This window comes from Martelella lutilitoris, assembly GCF_005924265.1.
Classification (GTDB): Bacteria; Pseudomonadota; Alphaproteobacteria; order Rhizobiales; family Rhizobiaceae; genus Martelella; species Martelella lutilitoris.
In genome coordinates, this window is the sequence record NZ_VCLB01000005.1 from 331251 (window position 1) to 345956 (window position 14706).

Sequence of the window (14706 nt, forward strand, 5' to 3'; positions counted from 1 at the left end):
CAAAATCTACAACGGTCGAGAGGCCTAGGGCGGCAGCCTCTGCAAGACGCGGCTGGGTCCAGTTAATCATAGCTCTGGCGGCTCTACACTGTGCTGGGGTCATGAAATCAACATTTTATGTTGACGGAGAATCCGCCTTGAGTTATCAACATAAAATATTGATTACCATAGTGACCTAAATGGAGCAACGCGAATGAACACTCATTTTCGCGAACGGCGAAGCTTTGCCAGGATCTCGATGTGGCCGGAGCTTGTAAGGCCTTGCAGCGGTAGCGTCGCCTTGATCCGCACGAACATGCCAGTCGAAGGGGCAGGGATATGAGCAATTCGGTTTCAACGCAGGATGATTTCACCCGGCTTGTCGAGCTGACGCCGGAGTTGCGCAGGAAGATCGAAACAGCGGTGGAGCGGCTTCTGGATATTCTGGACGTCTACGATGGCGACGAGAACGCAGAAGATGATGGCACCAGCGAGCCGGTGAATGGCTGGCCGAACGAAGGGCAGCGGCCCGTAAACGCCATGTCCTGCGATGATGACCGGGAAGTCGATAACGCCGATTACGAGGAAGGCGGCGACCGTGAACCAACGCTTGGCTGGTCTTCCACCCCTCTTCAGGATCGCGAATACTGCCCTGAAGAGCTGATCGCGGCCGACAATGAATGCGAAGCTGACGTGGCCGATGAACAGCATGACGAGGCGGATGAAGGTAATAACGAACCTTGGCTGGGCTGGGTGGCCGGAGGCGACCAGACCAACGTTCACCGCTTTGGGGATCGCGCCATGACCGACGGTGAGATTGATACGACCGTGCCGGATGGACGGGGCCTGCAGTTTGAACGTGGCTATGTCGTTCCTGTGCATCGCCTTGTCCGGCCGGTGGCTAAGCGTGGGGTTGTCAAATGCTACGCTTCGAAGGCGACGCATGGCGGTTTTGGGCGTGAGAGATAAGGGCTTTTCGGCGTGTGATACGGCGGAAACCTCGACCTGAATCGTTCAATGTGTACACTTGCCAACTTGAGGTAAATCTGCCATAAGTGGTCAATCGCCAACTTATGGAGCAAACAGTGACAATCTTTCAGGAGAAGTTCTCGACCGGACAGGTCATCAAGGCCGCAGGCATCAGCAACGCCACGCTGCAAAGCTGGATGAAGCGCGATGTCATTTCGGGTGAGCGCGAAGACAAGATCGAGGGCGGCGGCTCGCCGGGCCGTTATCGCAGCTTCGGCTTTCACACGCTGATGGAGATTGCGGTTGCCAAGGCCGTGGTCGATGCGGGCGTGAAAGACCTTCCGAATGCCTTCAAGGCGGCAAGGGGCTTTGCATACACGGGAACAGACCAGACCGCTTGGCACCCGGAACGCGAACCCGGCCTGCCTTTCAGCAACCGGGGCAAGCTTCTTGGGCACACCCTTCTCGCCGTCGCTGAAGACAGGAGCTACGTGGCCTTCTGGCAATCCGGCGCTGATGCGCTGGCTGATATCCGCCAAGCCCTCGGACAACCCGAAGGCTTTGCCATGGTTTTCATCAACGAGGTTTTCGACCGCGTGATGGTTTCTCTCAATCGCCACCCCGAAGAGGTTCTTGAAGCCGCTTACGGGGCCGACACGAACGCATAACAGGCCGATCAAAGGGAATCGGTTCAGGTGTTTTCGAAGGTCGGCTGGCGGCTTGGCTTTCTGGTTTGGTGAGGATGGAGAATGAAGACTGAGAACATCATGACGCGCAAGCAGATCGCGCATGAGCTTGATGTTTCCGAGAAGACGGTTTCCCGGCTGTTCAAGCAAGGGCGCTTGCCGGGGGCCTACAAGCTGGGCGGGGCAACCTCCGCCATTCGCATGAAGAGGGCCGATCTTAGCCGGGTGGGCCGAAACGACGAAAGGAAGGGCTGATGGCCGGTAACAGTTTGCGGGAAGTGACGATCCCCCGTTTTGCGTTGCGGGCAGAAGAGGCAGCGGCATCGTTGGCAATCTCGACGTCGCTTTTCAAGGCATGGGTTTCTGATGGACGCATGCCGAAGGGGCGCAAGATCGGCGGCGTGATGCTTTGGGACACTGAGAAGGTGAGGGCGGCTTGGAGCCGTCTTTCTGAAGATGGCGAAAGCCAGGACGATGATGAGAATCCCTTTGATGGGATGGTGGCCTGATGAAAACCCGACTGCGCTATTGTGTCTATGATCCTGATCGGCGCGGAAACCCGCGCTACTACGTGCGCCAAGTCGGTAAGCCGAAAGTGCGGATCAAGGCGGCGTACAAGGACGATCAGGGGAACATCACACCGGAATTCATGAATGAGTATTGGGCGGCCTTGGCCGTCCTTAATGGTATGGCGGAACCGAAAAAGGAATCGCCCCGCGAAGAAACCTTTGACTGGCTGGTCGATCAGTATTTTCGCTCGCAGCGCTTCCAGCGGCTCAATGAGGCCACCCGGCGCGACAAGCGCAGTGTGTTGTTGCGGTTCTGCGAAACGGCCGGTGCGCTGCCCTACAAGAAGTTCCGCAAGAAGGACATGGAGGCCAGCCAGTTCAAGCGCCGCGAAACGCCCGGTGCAGCTGACAAGCTCGTGAAGGTGATGCGCGCACTCTATAACTGGGCGATTGACGAAAAGCTTGCCGTGGAAAACCCGGCAGCGCGTGTCGGCAAGATCAACAATAAGTCGGAAGGCTTCCACACATGGACGCCGGAAGAAGTTGACCGGTTCCGCGCCTTTCATCCGCTCGGCAGCAAGCCGCGACTGGCGATGGAAATCATGATCAATGTGGGCGCGCGGATCTCCGACGCATGCCGCCTCGGCCGCCAGCACGAAACCATGATCAACGGTCGGCGCTGGCTGAAGTTCACCGCTGAAAAGAACCGTGACCGCTTTCCGGTGCTGATCGAGGTGCCGATGACCTCTGACCTTATCAAAGCGCTCGAACGCACAGAGACGGGCGATATGGCCTATCTGGTGACCAGTTTCGGCAAGCCGTTCGTGAAAGAAGGTCTCGGCAACAAGATGCGCGAATGGTGCAATCAGGCGGGGCTGAAGCGTTGCAGCGCTCACGGCCTTCGCAAGGCTGCTGCCGTGATCATGGCTGAAAGCGAAGTGTCTGCGCCGGAACTTTGCGCGGCCTTCGGATGGCGCAATCTCAGCACTGCACAGATCTACATTCGCGAGGCTGAAAAGCGCCGTCTCTCCCGAAATGCCTTCGAACGTGTCGAACGCTTCAGGAACAGAAATGTCTCACTTTCAAAAGCGAAAAACAGCGATGAGACAAATTGAGGAAATTATGATGGGAAAACAGTGCCCTAAAAAGGGAATGGTGGGCGATGAGAGGCTCGAACTCCCGACATCCTCGGTGTAAACGAGGCGCTCTACCAACTGAGCTAATCGCCCGCCCGTGTTGGTGAGGCGTGAAATAGGCGGATAGGACGAAAATCGCAAGAGGGTTTTTGCCGAATTTGCGTTTTTTTTCAAAAAGCCTGTGAATGACGCAGACGGTCTTGCGGGACGCATGAATCGATCCGTTCGGATTCGTTCGCGGGAGAAGAGAAAAGTGCTGTCGTCAGAACCGGAGCCAGGGCCGGCGAGTATTTTCCCGATGGCGATTTTGCCGGTTTTCCGGGCCTTCCAGGAGGGGGCGCGCAAAAAAAACAGAAATGCGAGATATGTCGCTTGACAGTAGCAGGCGTCCCCCTTAAACAGCCGCTCACGCCAGACAGACAAGCGCTCACGAAAACAAGCGCTTGCCCCTGAAACGGCAAAATGCGCGGGTGTAGCTCAGCTGGTTAGAGTGCCGGCCTGTCACGCCGGAGGTCGCGGGTTCGAGCCCCGTCACTCGCGCCATTTTCTCCTTCCTCTTCATGATTTTAGTCGTCTGCTGCGTTGCGTTGCAGTCAATATGATGTGTCGCGCGCGACTGGTCGATCCGGTTCGCCGATGTGCGGCGATTCCCGCGCGATCAAAGTTCGTCCCGACTGACTTTGGCGCCGGACTTGCGGACCGTCATGGCTGCGTGCAGCGCTTCTTTCAAAGCGCAGCAAATTGCCGCACCTTGTTCAAAAGCCCGCAAGCGACGCAAAACCGCCGCATTCCCTTACCGAAAGATTGTTGCAGCGCCATGAAATGAAGCCGCAATGGCTTGCGCGAGCGCGTCGGCTGCGCTAACCACAACCCCGACATCTATCAATTTTCGGTCTCGCGGTTTATCCTGCGGGTGCGCTGACCCGGGCGCCACCAAACGGCAAGGGTGTTTTTATGGCTGAAGTCCTCAGTTCCTACGTTCCGATCGTCATCTTTATCGCCATCTGTCTCATCATCGGGCTCGCCCTGATGGTCGCGCCCTTCGCGCTGGCCTTCAAGGCGCCCGATGCGGAAAAGCTTTCGGCCTATGAATGCGGCTTCAACGCATTCGATGACGCGCGCATGAAGTTCGATATCCGCTTCTATCTTGTCGCGATCCTGTTCATCATCTTCGATCTCGAAGTGGCCTTCTTGTTTCCATGGGCGGCGTCCTTCGGCGATATCGGCTGGTTCGGCTTCTGGTCGATGATGGTGTTCCTGGCCGTGCTGACGATCGGCTTCATTTATGAATGGAAAAAAGGAGCACTCGAATGGGAGTGAGCCAGGACGAAACGCTGGTCGCGCCGGTTCCCAAGGGCGTGGTCGATCCGATGACCAACAAGCCGGTCGGCGCTGACGACCGCTTTTTCGGCGAAATCAACAACGAGCTTGCCGACAAGGGCTTCCTTGTTACCTCGTCCGCGCAGCTGATCACCTGGGCGCGCACCGGTTCGCTGATGTGGATGCAGTTCGGTCTTGCCTGCTGCGCCGTCGAAATGATGCAGATGTCAATGCCGCGCTATGACTGCGAGCGCTTCGGCTTTGCTCCGCGCGCCTCACCGCGCCAGTCGGATGTGATGATCGTTGCCGGTACGCTGACCAACAAGATGGCGCCCGCGCTTCGCAAGGTCTATGACCAGATGCCGGAGCCGCGCTATGTCATCTCCATGGGCTCCTGCGCCAATGGCGGCGGCTATTATCATTATTCCTATTCCGTCGTCCGCGGGTGCGACCGGGTCGTTCCCGTCGACATTTACGTGCCGGGCTGTCCGCCCACGGCGGAAGCGCTGCTTTACGGCGTTCTCCTTCTGCAGAAGAAGATCCGCCGCACCGGCACGATCGAACGATAGCGGCGGGAGACCAGCATGAGTGAAGCTTTGAACGATCTCGGCGCCCATATCCGCGATGCCTGCGAAGGCGTGACGGACACGCGCATCGCCCATGGCGAGCTGACCGTTTTCACCACGCCGGCGGCAATCGTCGATGTCGCGAAATTCCTGCGCGATGACGGCCAGTGCGCTTTCGTCAACATCATCGATGTCTGCGGCGTCGACTGGCCGGGCAGGGCCCAGCGGTTCGATGTCGTCTATCATCTGCTGTCGCCGACCCAGAACATGCGCATCCGCATCAAGGTCGCGGTCGAAGAGGACGAGGTCGTCCCCTCGATCACGTCGATCTTCCCGGGCGCCGACTGGTTCGAGCGCGAGACCTGGGACATGTACGGCATTCCCTTCTCCGGTCATCCGGACCTGCGCCGCATCCTGACGGATTACGGATTCGAGGGGCATCCGCTGCGCAAGGATTTCCCGACAACCGGTTTCGTCGAGCTGCGCTATGACGAGGAAGCCAAGCGGGTGATCTACGAGCCTGTCGAGCTTCGACAGGAATTCCGCAGCTTTGATTTCCTGAGCCCCTGGGAAGGACCCGAATACGTCCTGCCCGGTGACGAGAAGGCGAGCTGAGGAGGGCGTGATGGCTGAACGGCTTTCCGGCGGCTGCATCTGCGGAGCGGTTCGCTTTACCGCAAGCCCCGCAAGCGACGAGATGGGGGTCTGCCATTGCAGCCTCTGCCGCCGCTGGAGCGGCGGCGCCGGTTTTCTCGGCGTCGACTGCGGCACGGCCGTCGAGGTCGAGAACGCGGATATGCTTGGCGTCTACAAGTCGTCGGATTACGGCGAGCGCGTTTTCTGCAAGACCTGCGGATCGACGCTCTTCTGGCGCATGCAGGATGGCTCCGATATCGTTGTCTCCGCCCAGGCCTTCGATACGCCCGGCGTCTTCCGCTTCACCAGCGAGATTTTCGTTGACGAAAAGCCGGACAATTACGCCTTCGCCAACGATACCAAGAAGATGACGTCCGCAGAGTTCTTTGCGGCTTATGCTGCACAACAGGATCCATCGGCATGACTGAACATAATGTCCGCAATTTCACGATCAACTTCGGCCCGGAACACCCGTCCGCGCACGGCGTGCTGCGTCTGGTGCTGGAGCTGGACGGCGAGATCGTCGAACGCGTCGACCCGCATATCGGCCTGCTTCACCGCGGGACCGAGAAGCTGATCGAGACCAAGACCTTCCTTCAGGCCGTGCCCTATTTCGACCGGCTGGACTATGTGGCGCCGATGAACCAGGAGCACGCCTTCGCGCTCGCCGTGGAGAAGCTGCTGGAGGTCGAAATCCCGATTCGTGGCCAGCTCATTCGCGTGCTGTTCTCCGAAATCGGCCGTGTTCTCAACCACCTTCTGAACTGCACCACGGCGGCCATGGACGTCGGCGCGCTGACGCCGCCGCTGTGGGGCTTTGAAGAGCGCGAAAAGCTCATGGTGTTCTATGAGCGTGCCTGCGGCGCGCGCATGCATGCGGCCTATTTCCGGCCCGGCGGTGTGCATCAGGACCTGCCGCCGGAACTGGTCGAGGATATCGGCAAGTGGTGCGAGCAGTTCCCGGCCAAGCTCAATGACATCGAGGCGCTTCTGGCCGGCAACCGCATCTTCAAACAGCGCAATGTCGATATCGGCAATATCACGCTCGAGGATGCCTTCGCCTGGGGCTTTTCCGGCCCGATGGTGCGCGGTTCGGGCGCGGCCTGGGACCTGCGTCGCGCGCAGCCCTACGAATGCTATTCCGACCTCGATTTCGACGTGGTCATCGGCAAGAACGGCGACTGCTACGACCGCTGGGTTCTGCGCATCAACGAGATGCGCGAATCGGTGAAGATCATGAAGCAGTGCGTCGAGCGGCTCCTCGGCGATGCCAAGACCGGCCCGTTCAATTCGATGGATGGCAAGGTCGTGCCGCCGAAGCGGGCGCAGATGAAGCGTTCGATGGAAGCGCTGATCCACCACTTCAAGCTCTACACAGAGGGCTATCATGTTCCGGAAGGCGAGGTTTATGCCGCCGTCGAGGCGCCCAAGGGCGAATTCGGCGTGTACCTTGTTTCCGACGGCACCAACAAACCCTATCGCTGCAAGATCCGCGCGCCGGGCTTTGCCCATCTTTCCGCGATGGACTTCATGTCGAAGGGCCATCAGCTTGCCGACGTCACCGCCATCATCGGGACGCTCGACATCGTGTTCGGTGAGGTGGACCGGTGAGCGCTGACGCCTTTCAAATTTCAAGAATCGCTTTTTGCTGTCCCGGACCGGTTGAAGGCCGGTGCCAGAACATGGGATATGCGAAAGCCGTGACCAGAACCTCCGAAGAGGTATAAGAGAGCATGTCCGTTCGTCGACTAGCCGATGAGAATGTCCAGCCTGCCGCTTTCGCGTTTTCAGACGAGAATGCCCGCTGGGCCGAAGCCACGATCAAGAAATATCCCGAAGGCCGCCAGCAGTCCGCCGTGATCCCGCTTTTGATGCGGGCGCAGGAACAGGAAGGCTGGGTCACGCGCGCGGCGATCGAGAAGGTCGCCGACATGCTCTCCATGCCGTTGATCCGGGTGCTGGAGGTCGCGACCTTCTATACGCAGTTCCAGCTAAAGCCGGTTGGCACCAAGGCGCATATCCAGGTTTGCGGCACGACGCCGTGCATGCTGCGTGGCGCCGGCGATCTGATCAATGTCTGCAAGAAGAAGATCGGCGCCAAGGCCCTGGAGCCGAACGCCGAGGGGACGCTCTCCTGGGAAGAAGTCGAGTGCCAGGGCGCCTGCGCCAACGCCCCCATGGTGATGATCTTCAAGGACGCCTATGAGGACCTGACGCCGGAACGTCTGGAAGAAATCATCGATGCCTTCGAGGCCGGCCGCGGCGATGAGATCAAGCCCGGTCCGCAGATCGACCGGTGGTTCTCCGCGCCGGAGGGCGGGTTCACCTCGCTGACCGATGATGACGATGATGATGCGGGCGCCGAAGACGAGACCGATGAGGGCGCAGGATCGCCGGAAGCGCTCGACGGGGCTGAAGGCGATCGTCCGCCGGCCGCCGACCGGAAGCCGGAAGACCCGGACGATCTGAAGATGATTTCCGGCGTCGGTCCGAAGATCGAGACGCTTCTGAACGATATCGGCATCTACAAATTCGAGCAGATCGCCGCATGGACGCCGGGCGAATGCGCCTGGGTCAATGCCTCGCTGAAGCTTGGCGGCCGCATCGAGCGTGATGAATGGCTGCGGCAGGCAGGCGTTCTCGCCAAGGGCGGGATCGAGGAATATGAAAAAGTGTTCGGCAGAACAGCGCGCTAGGAGTGAAGCATGTTAAAAGACAAGGACCGCATCTTCACCAACCTCTACGGCCATCGCGACAAGTCGCTGAAGGGCGCGATGGCGCGCGGCTCGTGGGACAATACCAAGGCGCTGGTTGACAAGGGCCGCGACTGGATCGTGCAGGAAATGAAGGATTCGGGTTTGCGCGGTCGCGGCGGCGCGGGCTTTCCGACCGGTCTCAAATGGTCGTTCATGCCCAAGGATGACCGCCCGCATTACCTCGTTGTCAATGCGGACGAATCCGAGCCCGGCACCTGCAAGGACCGTGAGATCATGCGGCATGATCCGCATCACCTGATCGAGGGCTGCCTGCTGGCGGGCGTCGGAATGGGCGCGCATACGGCCTATATCTACATCCGCGGCGAGTTCATGCGCGAGCGCGAGGCGCTGCAGGCGGCGATCGACGAGTGCTACGAGGCCGGTCTTCTCGGCAAGAACAACAAGTGCGGCTGGGACATGGACGTGATCGTCCATCACGGCGCCGGCGCTTACATCTGCGGCGAGGAGACGGCGCTTCTGGAAAGCCTTGAGGGCAAGAAGGGCCAGCCTCGCCTGAAGCCGCCATTCCCGGCCAATATGGGACTTTATGGTCTTCCGACCACCGTGAACAACGTTGAATCGATCGCGGTTGCACCCACGATCCTCAGGCGCGGCGCGAGCTGGTTCTCCTCCTTCGGCCGTCCCAACAATGTCGGCACCAAGGTGTTCATGGTCTCCGGCCATGTAAACCGGCCCTGCGTGGTGGAAGAAAGCCTCGGCATCACTTTCCGCGAATTGATCGAAAAGCATTGCGGCGGCATTCGCGGCGGCTGGAGCAACCTGCTTGCCGTGATCCCCGGCGGCGCGTCCTGCCCGGTGGTCAAGGGCGAGGACATGATGGACGTGCAGATGGACTTCGACGGTCTGCGCGAGGTGAAGTCCTCCTTCGGGACCGGCGGCGCCATCGTCATGGACAAGTCCACCGACATCATCAAGGCGATCGCAAGGCTTGCCGAATTCTTCAAGCATGAAAGCTGCGGCCAGTGCACGCCGTGCCGCGAAGGCACGGGCTGGATGTGGCGCGTGATGGAGCGCATGGTCGAAGGCCGCGCCCAGAAGCGCGAGATCGACATGCTGTTCGAGGTTACCAAACAGGTTGAAGGCCACACGATCTGCGCGCTCGGCGATGCCGCAGCCTGGCCGATCCAGGGCCTCATCCGCAATTTCCGTCCGGAAATCGAAAAGCGGATCGACCAGTATACCGCCAACGCCACGTCGGACGGCGTGGTGATGGAAGCTGCGGAGTAAGGCAATGGACATCCACGGACAGGCCACACGCATCGACGCAAGCAAGAGCGATCTTTCCGGATCGGCTTTCGACGACGTCAACCTGTCCGGGGTTTCCTGCGAAAACGTCAATCTCTCGGGTGGCAGCTATCGCAAGGTTACGCTGTCCGGCTCCAGCTTTAACGATGCGAACATGTCGGGCTGCAGCGTCGAGAATGTGAACATGTCGGGTTGGCGTGCCAACAACGTGAACTTTTCCGGCATGATCGTGACGGATGCCAATCTCTCGGGTGTCTCGATTAGCGACTGCCGTGTGGATGGCATGACGATTGAAGGCATCGATGTCGGCGCATTGCTGGCGCTGTGGAAAGAACACAAGGCTTGAGGCGGAGCCCCGATAGGGCATACGCAATCGAGAATGGAATGCCGACGACCTCTTGGGGAGCATCGGCGAAGCGGGAAGAACGGATATGGTAAATCTGATTGTAGACGGCAAGGAAATCGAGGTTCCCGACCACTACACGCTGTTGCAGGCGGCTGAGTCGGCAGGCGCCGAAATTCCGCGCTTCTGCTTTCACGAGCGGCTGTCGATTGCCGGCAATTGCCGTATGTGCCTCATTCAGGTGAAGGGCGGACCGCCGAAGCCGGCAGCGTCCTGCGCCATGGGCGTGAAGGATATTCGCGGCGGCCCGGACGGCTCGCTGCCGGAAATCTATACCAAGACGCCGATGGTGAAGAAGGCGCGCGAAGGGGTGATGGAGTTCCTGCTCATCAACCATCCGCTCGATTGCCCGATCTGCGACCAGGGCGGCGAATGCGACTTGCAGGACCAGGCCATGGCCTTCGGCATCGACGCGTCGCGCTATCAGGAAGACAAGCGCGCCGTCGAGGACAAGTATATCGGCCCGCTGGTGAAGACGGTGATGAACCGCTGCATCCACTGCACGCGCTGCGTCCGCTTCACCACGGAAGTGGCCGGCATTTCCGAGCTTGGCCTGATCGGCCGCGGCGAGGATGCCGAGATCACCACCTATCTGGAACAGGCGATGACGTCGGAACTGCAGGGCAATGTTGTCGACCTCTGCCCGGTCGGCGCGCTGACCTCCAAGCCCTTCGCCTTCACCGCCCGTCCGTGGGAGCTGAACAAGACCGAATCGATCGACGTCATGGATGCCGTCGGCTCGGCGATCCGCGTCGATACGCGCGGTCGCGAAGTGATGCGCATCATGCCGCGCGTCAATGAAGAGGTGAATGAGGAGTGGATCTCCGACAAGACCCGCTTCATCTGGGACGGTCTGCGCACCCAGCGCATCGACAAGCCCTATATCCGCGTCAACGGCCGCCTGCAGGCCTCCAACTGGAATGATGCCTTTGCCGCGATCAAGTCGGCGGTCAACGGCGTTGCCGGTGACCGGATCGGCGCGATTGCCGGCGATCTGGCAAGCGTCGAGGAAATGTACGCGCTGAAGGGCCTGATGGCGTCGCTCGGCTCGGCCAATATCGACTGTCGTCAGGATGGGACGAAGCTTGATCCTGCGAATGGCCGCGCAAGCTATCTGTTCAACCCGACGATCGAAGGCATTGAGAATGCTGACGCTCTGCTGATCATCGGCGCAAACCCGCGCTTCGAGGCTTCGGTGTTGAACGCGCGCATCCGCAAGCGCTTCCGCAAGGCCAATTTTCCGATCGCCGTGATCGGCGAGCAGGCCGACCTGCGCTACGATTACGAATATCTCGGCGCCGGTCCGCAGACGTTGTCGGATCTCGCCTCCGGTTCGCTCGGTTTCCTCGACGTTTTGAAGAAGGCCGAACGTCCGATCATCATGGTCGGGCAGGGCGCATTGTCGCGCGAAGACGGCGCGGCCGTGCTGGCCAAGGCGGCTCAGCTTGCCGGCGATGTCGGCGCGGTGACGGTAGACTGGAACGGCTTTGCCGTGCTGCACACCGCGGCCTCGCGCGTCGGCGGCCTCGACATCGGCTTCGTGCCGGGCGAGGGCGGCAAGGATGCGGCCCGGATGCTCGGCGATACGGATGTTCTCTTCCTGCTCGGCGCCGACGAACTCGATTTCTCCGCCAAGAAAGCCGCTTTCACCGTCTATATCGGTTCGCACGGCGATGCCGGCGCGATGAACGCCGACGTGGTTCTGCCGGCGGCGACCTACACGGAAAAGTCGGGCACCTATGTCAACACCGAGGGCCGTGTGCAGATGACCAACCGCGCAGGCTTTGCACCGGGTGACGCGCGCGAGGACTGGGCGGTGCTCAGGGCGCTTTCGGGCGTCCTCGGCAAGACGCTGCCTTACGATTCGCTGATGGCGCTGCGGGCCGCGCTTTACGGCGAGTATCCGCACCTCGCCGCGCTTGACGCGATCGCTGACGCTGATATCAAGGCGGTCGAAACGGCGGCATCGAAGGGTGGGGATCTCGCAGAAGCCGGTTTCGTCTCGCCGATCACCGATTTCTACCTGACCAACCCGATTGCCCGGGCCTCTGCCGTGATGGCCGAATGCTCGGCGCTGGCGCGCAATAATTTCAAGGCAGCGGCGGAATAAGGACCGAACAATGGATTCTTTTGTCTCAACCTATCTCTGGCCCGGACTGATCATGGTTGGTCAGTCTCTGCTGCTGCTGGTCCTTCTGCTTGTCGGTATCGCCTTCATCCTGCTGGCCGACCGCAAGATCTGGGCTGCCGTGCAGATGCGTCGCGGCCCGAATGTGGTGGGTCCCTTCGGCCTGTTCCAGTCCTTTGCCGACCTGTTCAAGTTCGTGCTGAAGGAGCCGATCATCCCGGCGAGCGCCGACAAGGTCGTGTTCCTGCTAGCGCCGCTGATCACGGTGACGCTGGCGCTCGCCACCTGGGCCGTCATCCCCTTTGCCGACGGCTGGGTGATCGCCAACATCAATATCGGCATTCTTTATGTTTTCGCCATTTCCTCGCTTGAGGTCTATGGCGTGATCATGGGCGGCTGGGCGTCGAACTCGAAATACGCCTTTCTCGGCTCGCTGCGTTCGGCGGCGCAGATGGTGTCCTACGAAGTCTCGATCGGCCTCGTCATCGTCACCGTGCTTCTGACGGTCGGGTCGCTGAACCTTTCGGATATCGTCTACGCCCAGCAGACCGGTCTCGGCACCATGCTTGGTCTGCCGAATTCGTTCCTCGACTGGAACTGGCTGGCGCTGTTCCCGATGTTCATCGTGTTCTTCATCTCGGCGCTCGCCGAAACCAACCGTCCGCCCTTCGACCTTCCGGAAGCGGAATCGGAACTGGTCGCCGGCTTCATGGTCGAATACGGCTCGACCCCGTACATGATGTTCATGCTCGGCGAATATGCGGCCATCGTCTTGATGTGTGCGCTGACGACGACGCTGTTCCTCGGCGGCTGGCTGCCGATCATCGATGTCGCGGTGCTGAACTGGATCCCGGGCGTCATCTGGTTCCTGATCAAGGTGCTGCTGTGCTTCTTCATGTTCGGCATGGTGAAGGCATTCGTGCCGCGCTACCGCTATGACCAACTGATGCGTCTCGGTTGGAAGGTCTTTCTTCCGCTGTCGCTCGCCATGGTCGTCATTGTGGCCTTCGTTGTGAAACTGACCGGCTGGGTGGGCTGATTGATGGTGCTTTTCCAAGCGCCGGATTGGAGAATTTGAAATGGGTTCTGTTGCTCAGGCTTTCAATGCCGTCTTCCTGAAGGAGTTCGTCGGGGCGTTCTTTCTGACGATGCGCTACTTCTTCGCCCAGAAGTCGACGGTCAATTATCCCTTCGAAAAGGGACCGGTGAGCCCGCGCTTTCGCGGCGAGCATGCGCTGCGCCGTTATCCCAACGGCGAGGAACGCTGCATTGCCTGCAAGCTGTGTGAGGCGATCTGTCCCGCCCAGGCGATCACCATCGAGGCCGGCCCGCGCCGCAATGACGGCACGCGCCGCACGGTGCGCTACGACATCGACATGGTGAAATGCATCTATTGCGGCTTCTGTCAGGAGGCATGTCCGGTTGAAGCCATCGTCGAGGGGCCGAATTTCGAGTTCGCCACCGAGACGCGTGAAGAGCTGTACTACGACAAGGAACGTCTCCTCGCCAATGGCGACCGGTGGGAGCGCGAGATCGGGCAGAACATTGCCATGGACGCGCCCTACCGCTGAGACGCATGACACATGCCGGGCGGCGCGTTGCCGCTCGGAGTTGACGAACTGAGAACGGAAAGCCTGGCCAATCGGCGGGTTTTTCAATGAGACGCGTCCGGGGCTACCGCGACGTACAGGAAGAGAAGGCACCAAGATGGGTCTCCAGGCTCTTTTTTTCTATATTTTCGCGTTTATCGCCGTGGCCTCGGCGTTCATGGTGATTTCCGCGCGGAACCCGGTCCATTCGGTCCTGTTTCTGATCGTGGTGTTCGTGAACGCCGCTGCGCTGTTCATCCTGGCCGGCGCGGAATATCTCGGCCTGTTGCTGCTCGTCGTCTATGTCGGCGCGGTCGCGGTGCTGTTCCTCTTCGTGGTGATGATGCTGGACATCGACTTCACCGCGCTCAGGTCCGGCATTCTGCGCTACGCGCCGGTCGGCGCGCTGATCGGTATCGTGCTTCTGGCCGAACTGATCGTGGTCGTCGGCGGTACCTTCATCTCGCCGGAGATCGCCTCCAACACGGCCATGCCGATGGACCCCTTGTCTGAAACATCCAGCGTTCAGGCGATCGGCGACGTGATCTACACGCACTACGCCTATTTCTTCCAGGTCGCAGGGCTGATCCTGCTGGTGGCCATGATCGGCGCGATCGTTCTGACGCTCAAGCATCGCACCGACGTCAAGCGCCAGAACATCGGCAAGCAGGTGGCGCGCACGCCCGAGACGGCGCACGAGGTCGTCAAGGTCAAGCCCGGACAGGGCCTATAATTTAAGAGAATTCAGCAGGGATACGGACTC

The 14706-nt window shown here is 60.1% G+C and carries 17 protein-coding genes and 2 tRNA genes; 18 read left to right on the forward strand and 1 reads right to left on the reverse strand.

Annotated elements, in window-relative coordinates; genetic code table 11:
* The first annotated feature begins 318 nt into the window (after positions 1-318).
* From FF124_RS10765 to FF124_RS10785, 5 genes are all read left to right on the forward strand, one after another.
* Positions 319-948: a hypothetical protein gene (locus FF124_RS10765; protein WP_138748483.1), complete on the forward strand. Its 630-nt coding sequence runs from the start codon at positions 319-321 to the stop codon at positions 946-948.
* 116 nt (positions 949-1064) lie between these two features.
* Positions 1065-1616: a hypothetical protein gene (locus FF124_RS10770; protein ID WP_138748484.1), complete on the forward strand. Its 552-nt coding sequence runs from the start codon at positions 1065-1067 to the stop codon at positions 1614-1616.
* A gap of 81 nt (positions 1617-1697) precedes the next feature.
* Positions 1698-1889 (forward strand): helix-turn-helix transcriptional regulator, encoded by a 192-nt coding sequence (locus tag FF124_RS10775; protein ID WP_138748485.1) that lies wholly within the window; start codon positions 1698-1700, stop codon positions 1887-1889.
* Positions 1889-2143, forward strand: coding sequence for a helix-turn-helix transcriptional regulator (locus FF124_RS10780; RefSeq protein WP_138748486.1), 255 nt, complete (start codon positions 1889-1891; stop codon positions 2141-2143). Before FF124_RS10775 ends, FF124_RS10780 begins: the two co-directional genes overlap by 1 nt.
* Complete coding sequence (locus FF124_RS10785) at positions 2143-3258, forward strand: tyrosine-type recombinase/integrase (RefSeq protein WP_246072361.1); 1116 nt, start codon at positions 2143-2145, stop codon at positions 3256-3258. Before FF124_RS10780 ends, FF124_RS10785 begins: the two co-directional genes overlap by 1 nt.
* Positions 3259-3296: 38 nt before the next feature.
* On the opposite strand, the gene FF124_RS10790 is transcribed toward FF124_RS10785, so the two are convergent.
* Positions 3297-3372: transfer RNA gene (locus tag FF124_RS10790), tRNA-Val, on the reverse strand.
* Between the two features lie 373 nt (positions 3373-3745).
* On the opposite strand from FF124_RS10790, the gene FF124_RS10795 reads away from it, so the two are divergent.
* From FF124_RS10795 to FF124_RS10855, 13 genes are all read left to right on the forward strand, one after another.
* Positions 3746-3822, forward strand: a tRNA-Asp gene (locus FF124_RS10795).
* A 411-nt stretch (positions 3823-4233) separates the two neighbouring features.
* Positions 4234-4599: an NADH-quinone oxidoreductase subunit A gene (locus FF124_RS10800; protein ID WP_138748488.1), complete on the forward strand. Its 366-nt coding sequence runs from the start codon at positions 4234-4236 to the stop codon at positions 4597-4599.
* Positions 4590-5168, forward strand: coding sequence for a NuoB/complex I 20 kDa subunit family protein (locus tag FF124_RS10805; protein WP_024707024.1), 579 nt, complete (start codon positions 4590-4592; stop codon positions 5166-5168). Before FF124_RS10800 ends, FF124_RS10805 begins: the two co-directional genes overlap by 10 nt.
* A gap of 15 nt (positions 5169-5183) precedes the next feature.
* Positions 5184-5780: an NADH-quinone oxidoreductase subunit C gene (locus FF124_RS10810; protein ID WP_138748489.1), complete on the forward strand. Its 597-nt coding sequence runs from the start codon at positions 5184-5186 to the stop codon at positions 5778-5780.
* A 10-nt stretch (positions 5781-5790) separates the two neighbouring features.
* On the forward strand, positions 5791-6225 hold the full coding sequence (locus FF124_RS10815) for a GFA family protein (protein ID WP_138748490.1): 435 nt from the start codon (positions 5791-5793) through the stop codon (positions 6223-6225).
* Positions 6222-7412 carry an NADH-quinone oxidoreductase subunit D gene (locus FF124_RS10820; protein WP_138748491.1) on the forward strand — a complete coding sequence of 397 codons (1191 nt, stop codon included), beginning with the start codon at positions 6222-6224 and terminating at the stop codon, positions 7410-7412. Before FF124_RS10815 ends, FF124_RS10820 begins: the two co-directional genes overlap by 4 nt.
* Before the next feature lie 122 nt (positions 7413-7534).
* Positions 7535-8497: an NADH-quinone oxidoreductase subunit NuoE gene (gene nuoE / locus FF124_RS10825; protein WP_138748492.1), complete on the forward strand. Its 963-nt coding sequence runs from the start codon at positions 7535-7537 to the stop codon at positions 8495-8497.
* A 9-nt stretch (positions 8498-8506) separates the two neighbouring features.
* Positions 8507-9805, forward strand: a complete 1299-nt coding sequence (nuoF, locus tag FF124_RS10830) for an NADH-quinone oxidoreductase subunit NuoF (protein WP_138748493.1) — start codon at positions 8507-8509, stop codon at positions 9803-9805.
* A 4-nt stretch (positions 9806-9809) separates the two neighbouring features.
* Positions 9810-10169: a pentapeptide repeat-containing protein gene (locus FF124_RS10835; protein WP_138748494.1), complete on the forward strand. Its 360-nt coding sequence runs from the start codon at positions 9810-9812 to the stop codon at positions 10167-10169.
* A gap of 85 nt (positions 10170-10254) precedes the next feature.
* Positions 10255-12336 carry an NADH-quinone oxidoreductase subunit NuoG gene (gene nuoG, locus FF124_RS10840; RefSeq protein WP_138748495.1) on the forward strand — a complete coding sequence of 694 codons (2082 nt, stop codon included), beginning with the start codon at positions 10255-10257 and terminating at the stop codon, positions 12334-12336.
* A gap of 10 nt (positions 12337-12346) precedes the next feature.
* Positions 12347-13393, forward strand: coding sequence for an NADH-quinone oxidoreductase subunit NuoH (gene nuoH / locus FF124_RS10845; RefSeq protein WP_138748496.1), 1047 nt, complete (start codon positions 12347-12349; stop codon positions 13391-13393).
* Between the two features lie 40 nt (positions 13394-13433).
* A complete protein-coding gene (nuoI, locus tag FF124_RS10850) occupies positions 13434-13925 on the forward strand; it encodes an NADH-quinone oxidoreductase subunit NuoI (protein ID WP_106301226.1) in 492 nt (163 codons plus the stop codon).
* Between the two features lie 136 nt (positions 13926-14061).
* On the forward strand, positions 14062-14676 hold the full coding sequence (locus FF124_RS10855; protein WP_138748497.1) for an NADH-quinone oxidoreductase subunit J: 615 nt from the start codon (positions 14062-14064) through the stop codon (positions 14674-14676).
* Positions 14677-14706 lie beyond the last annotated feature (30 nt).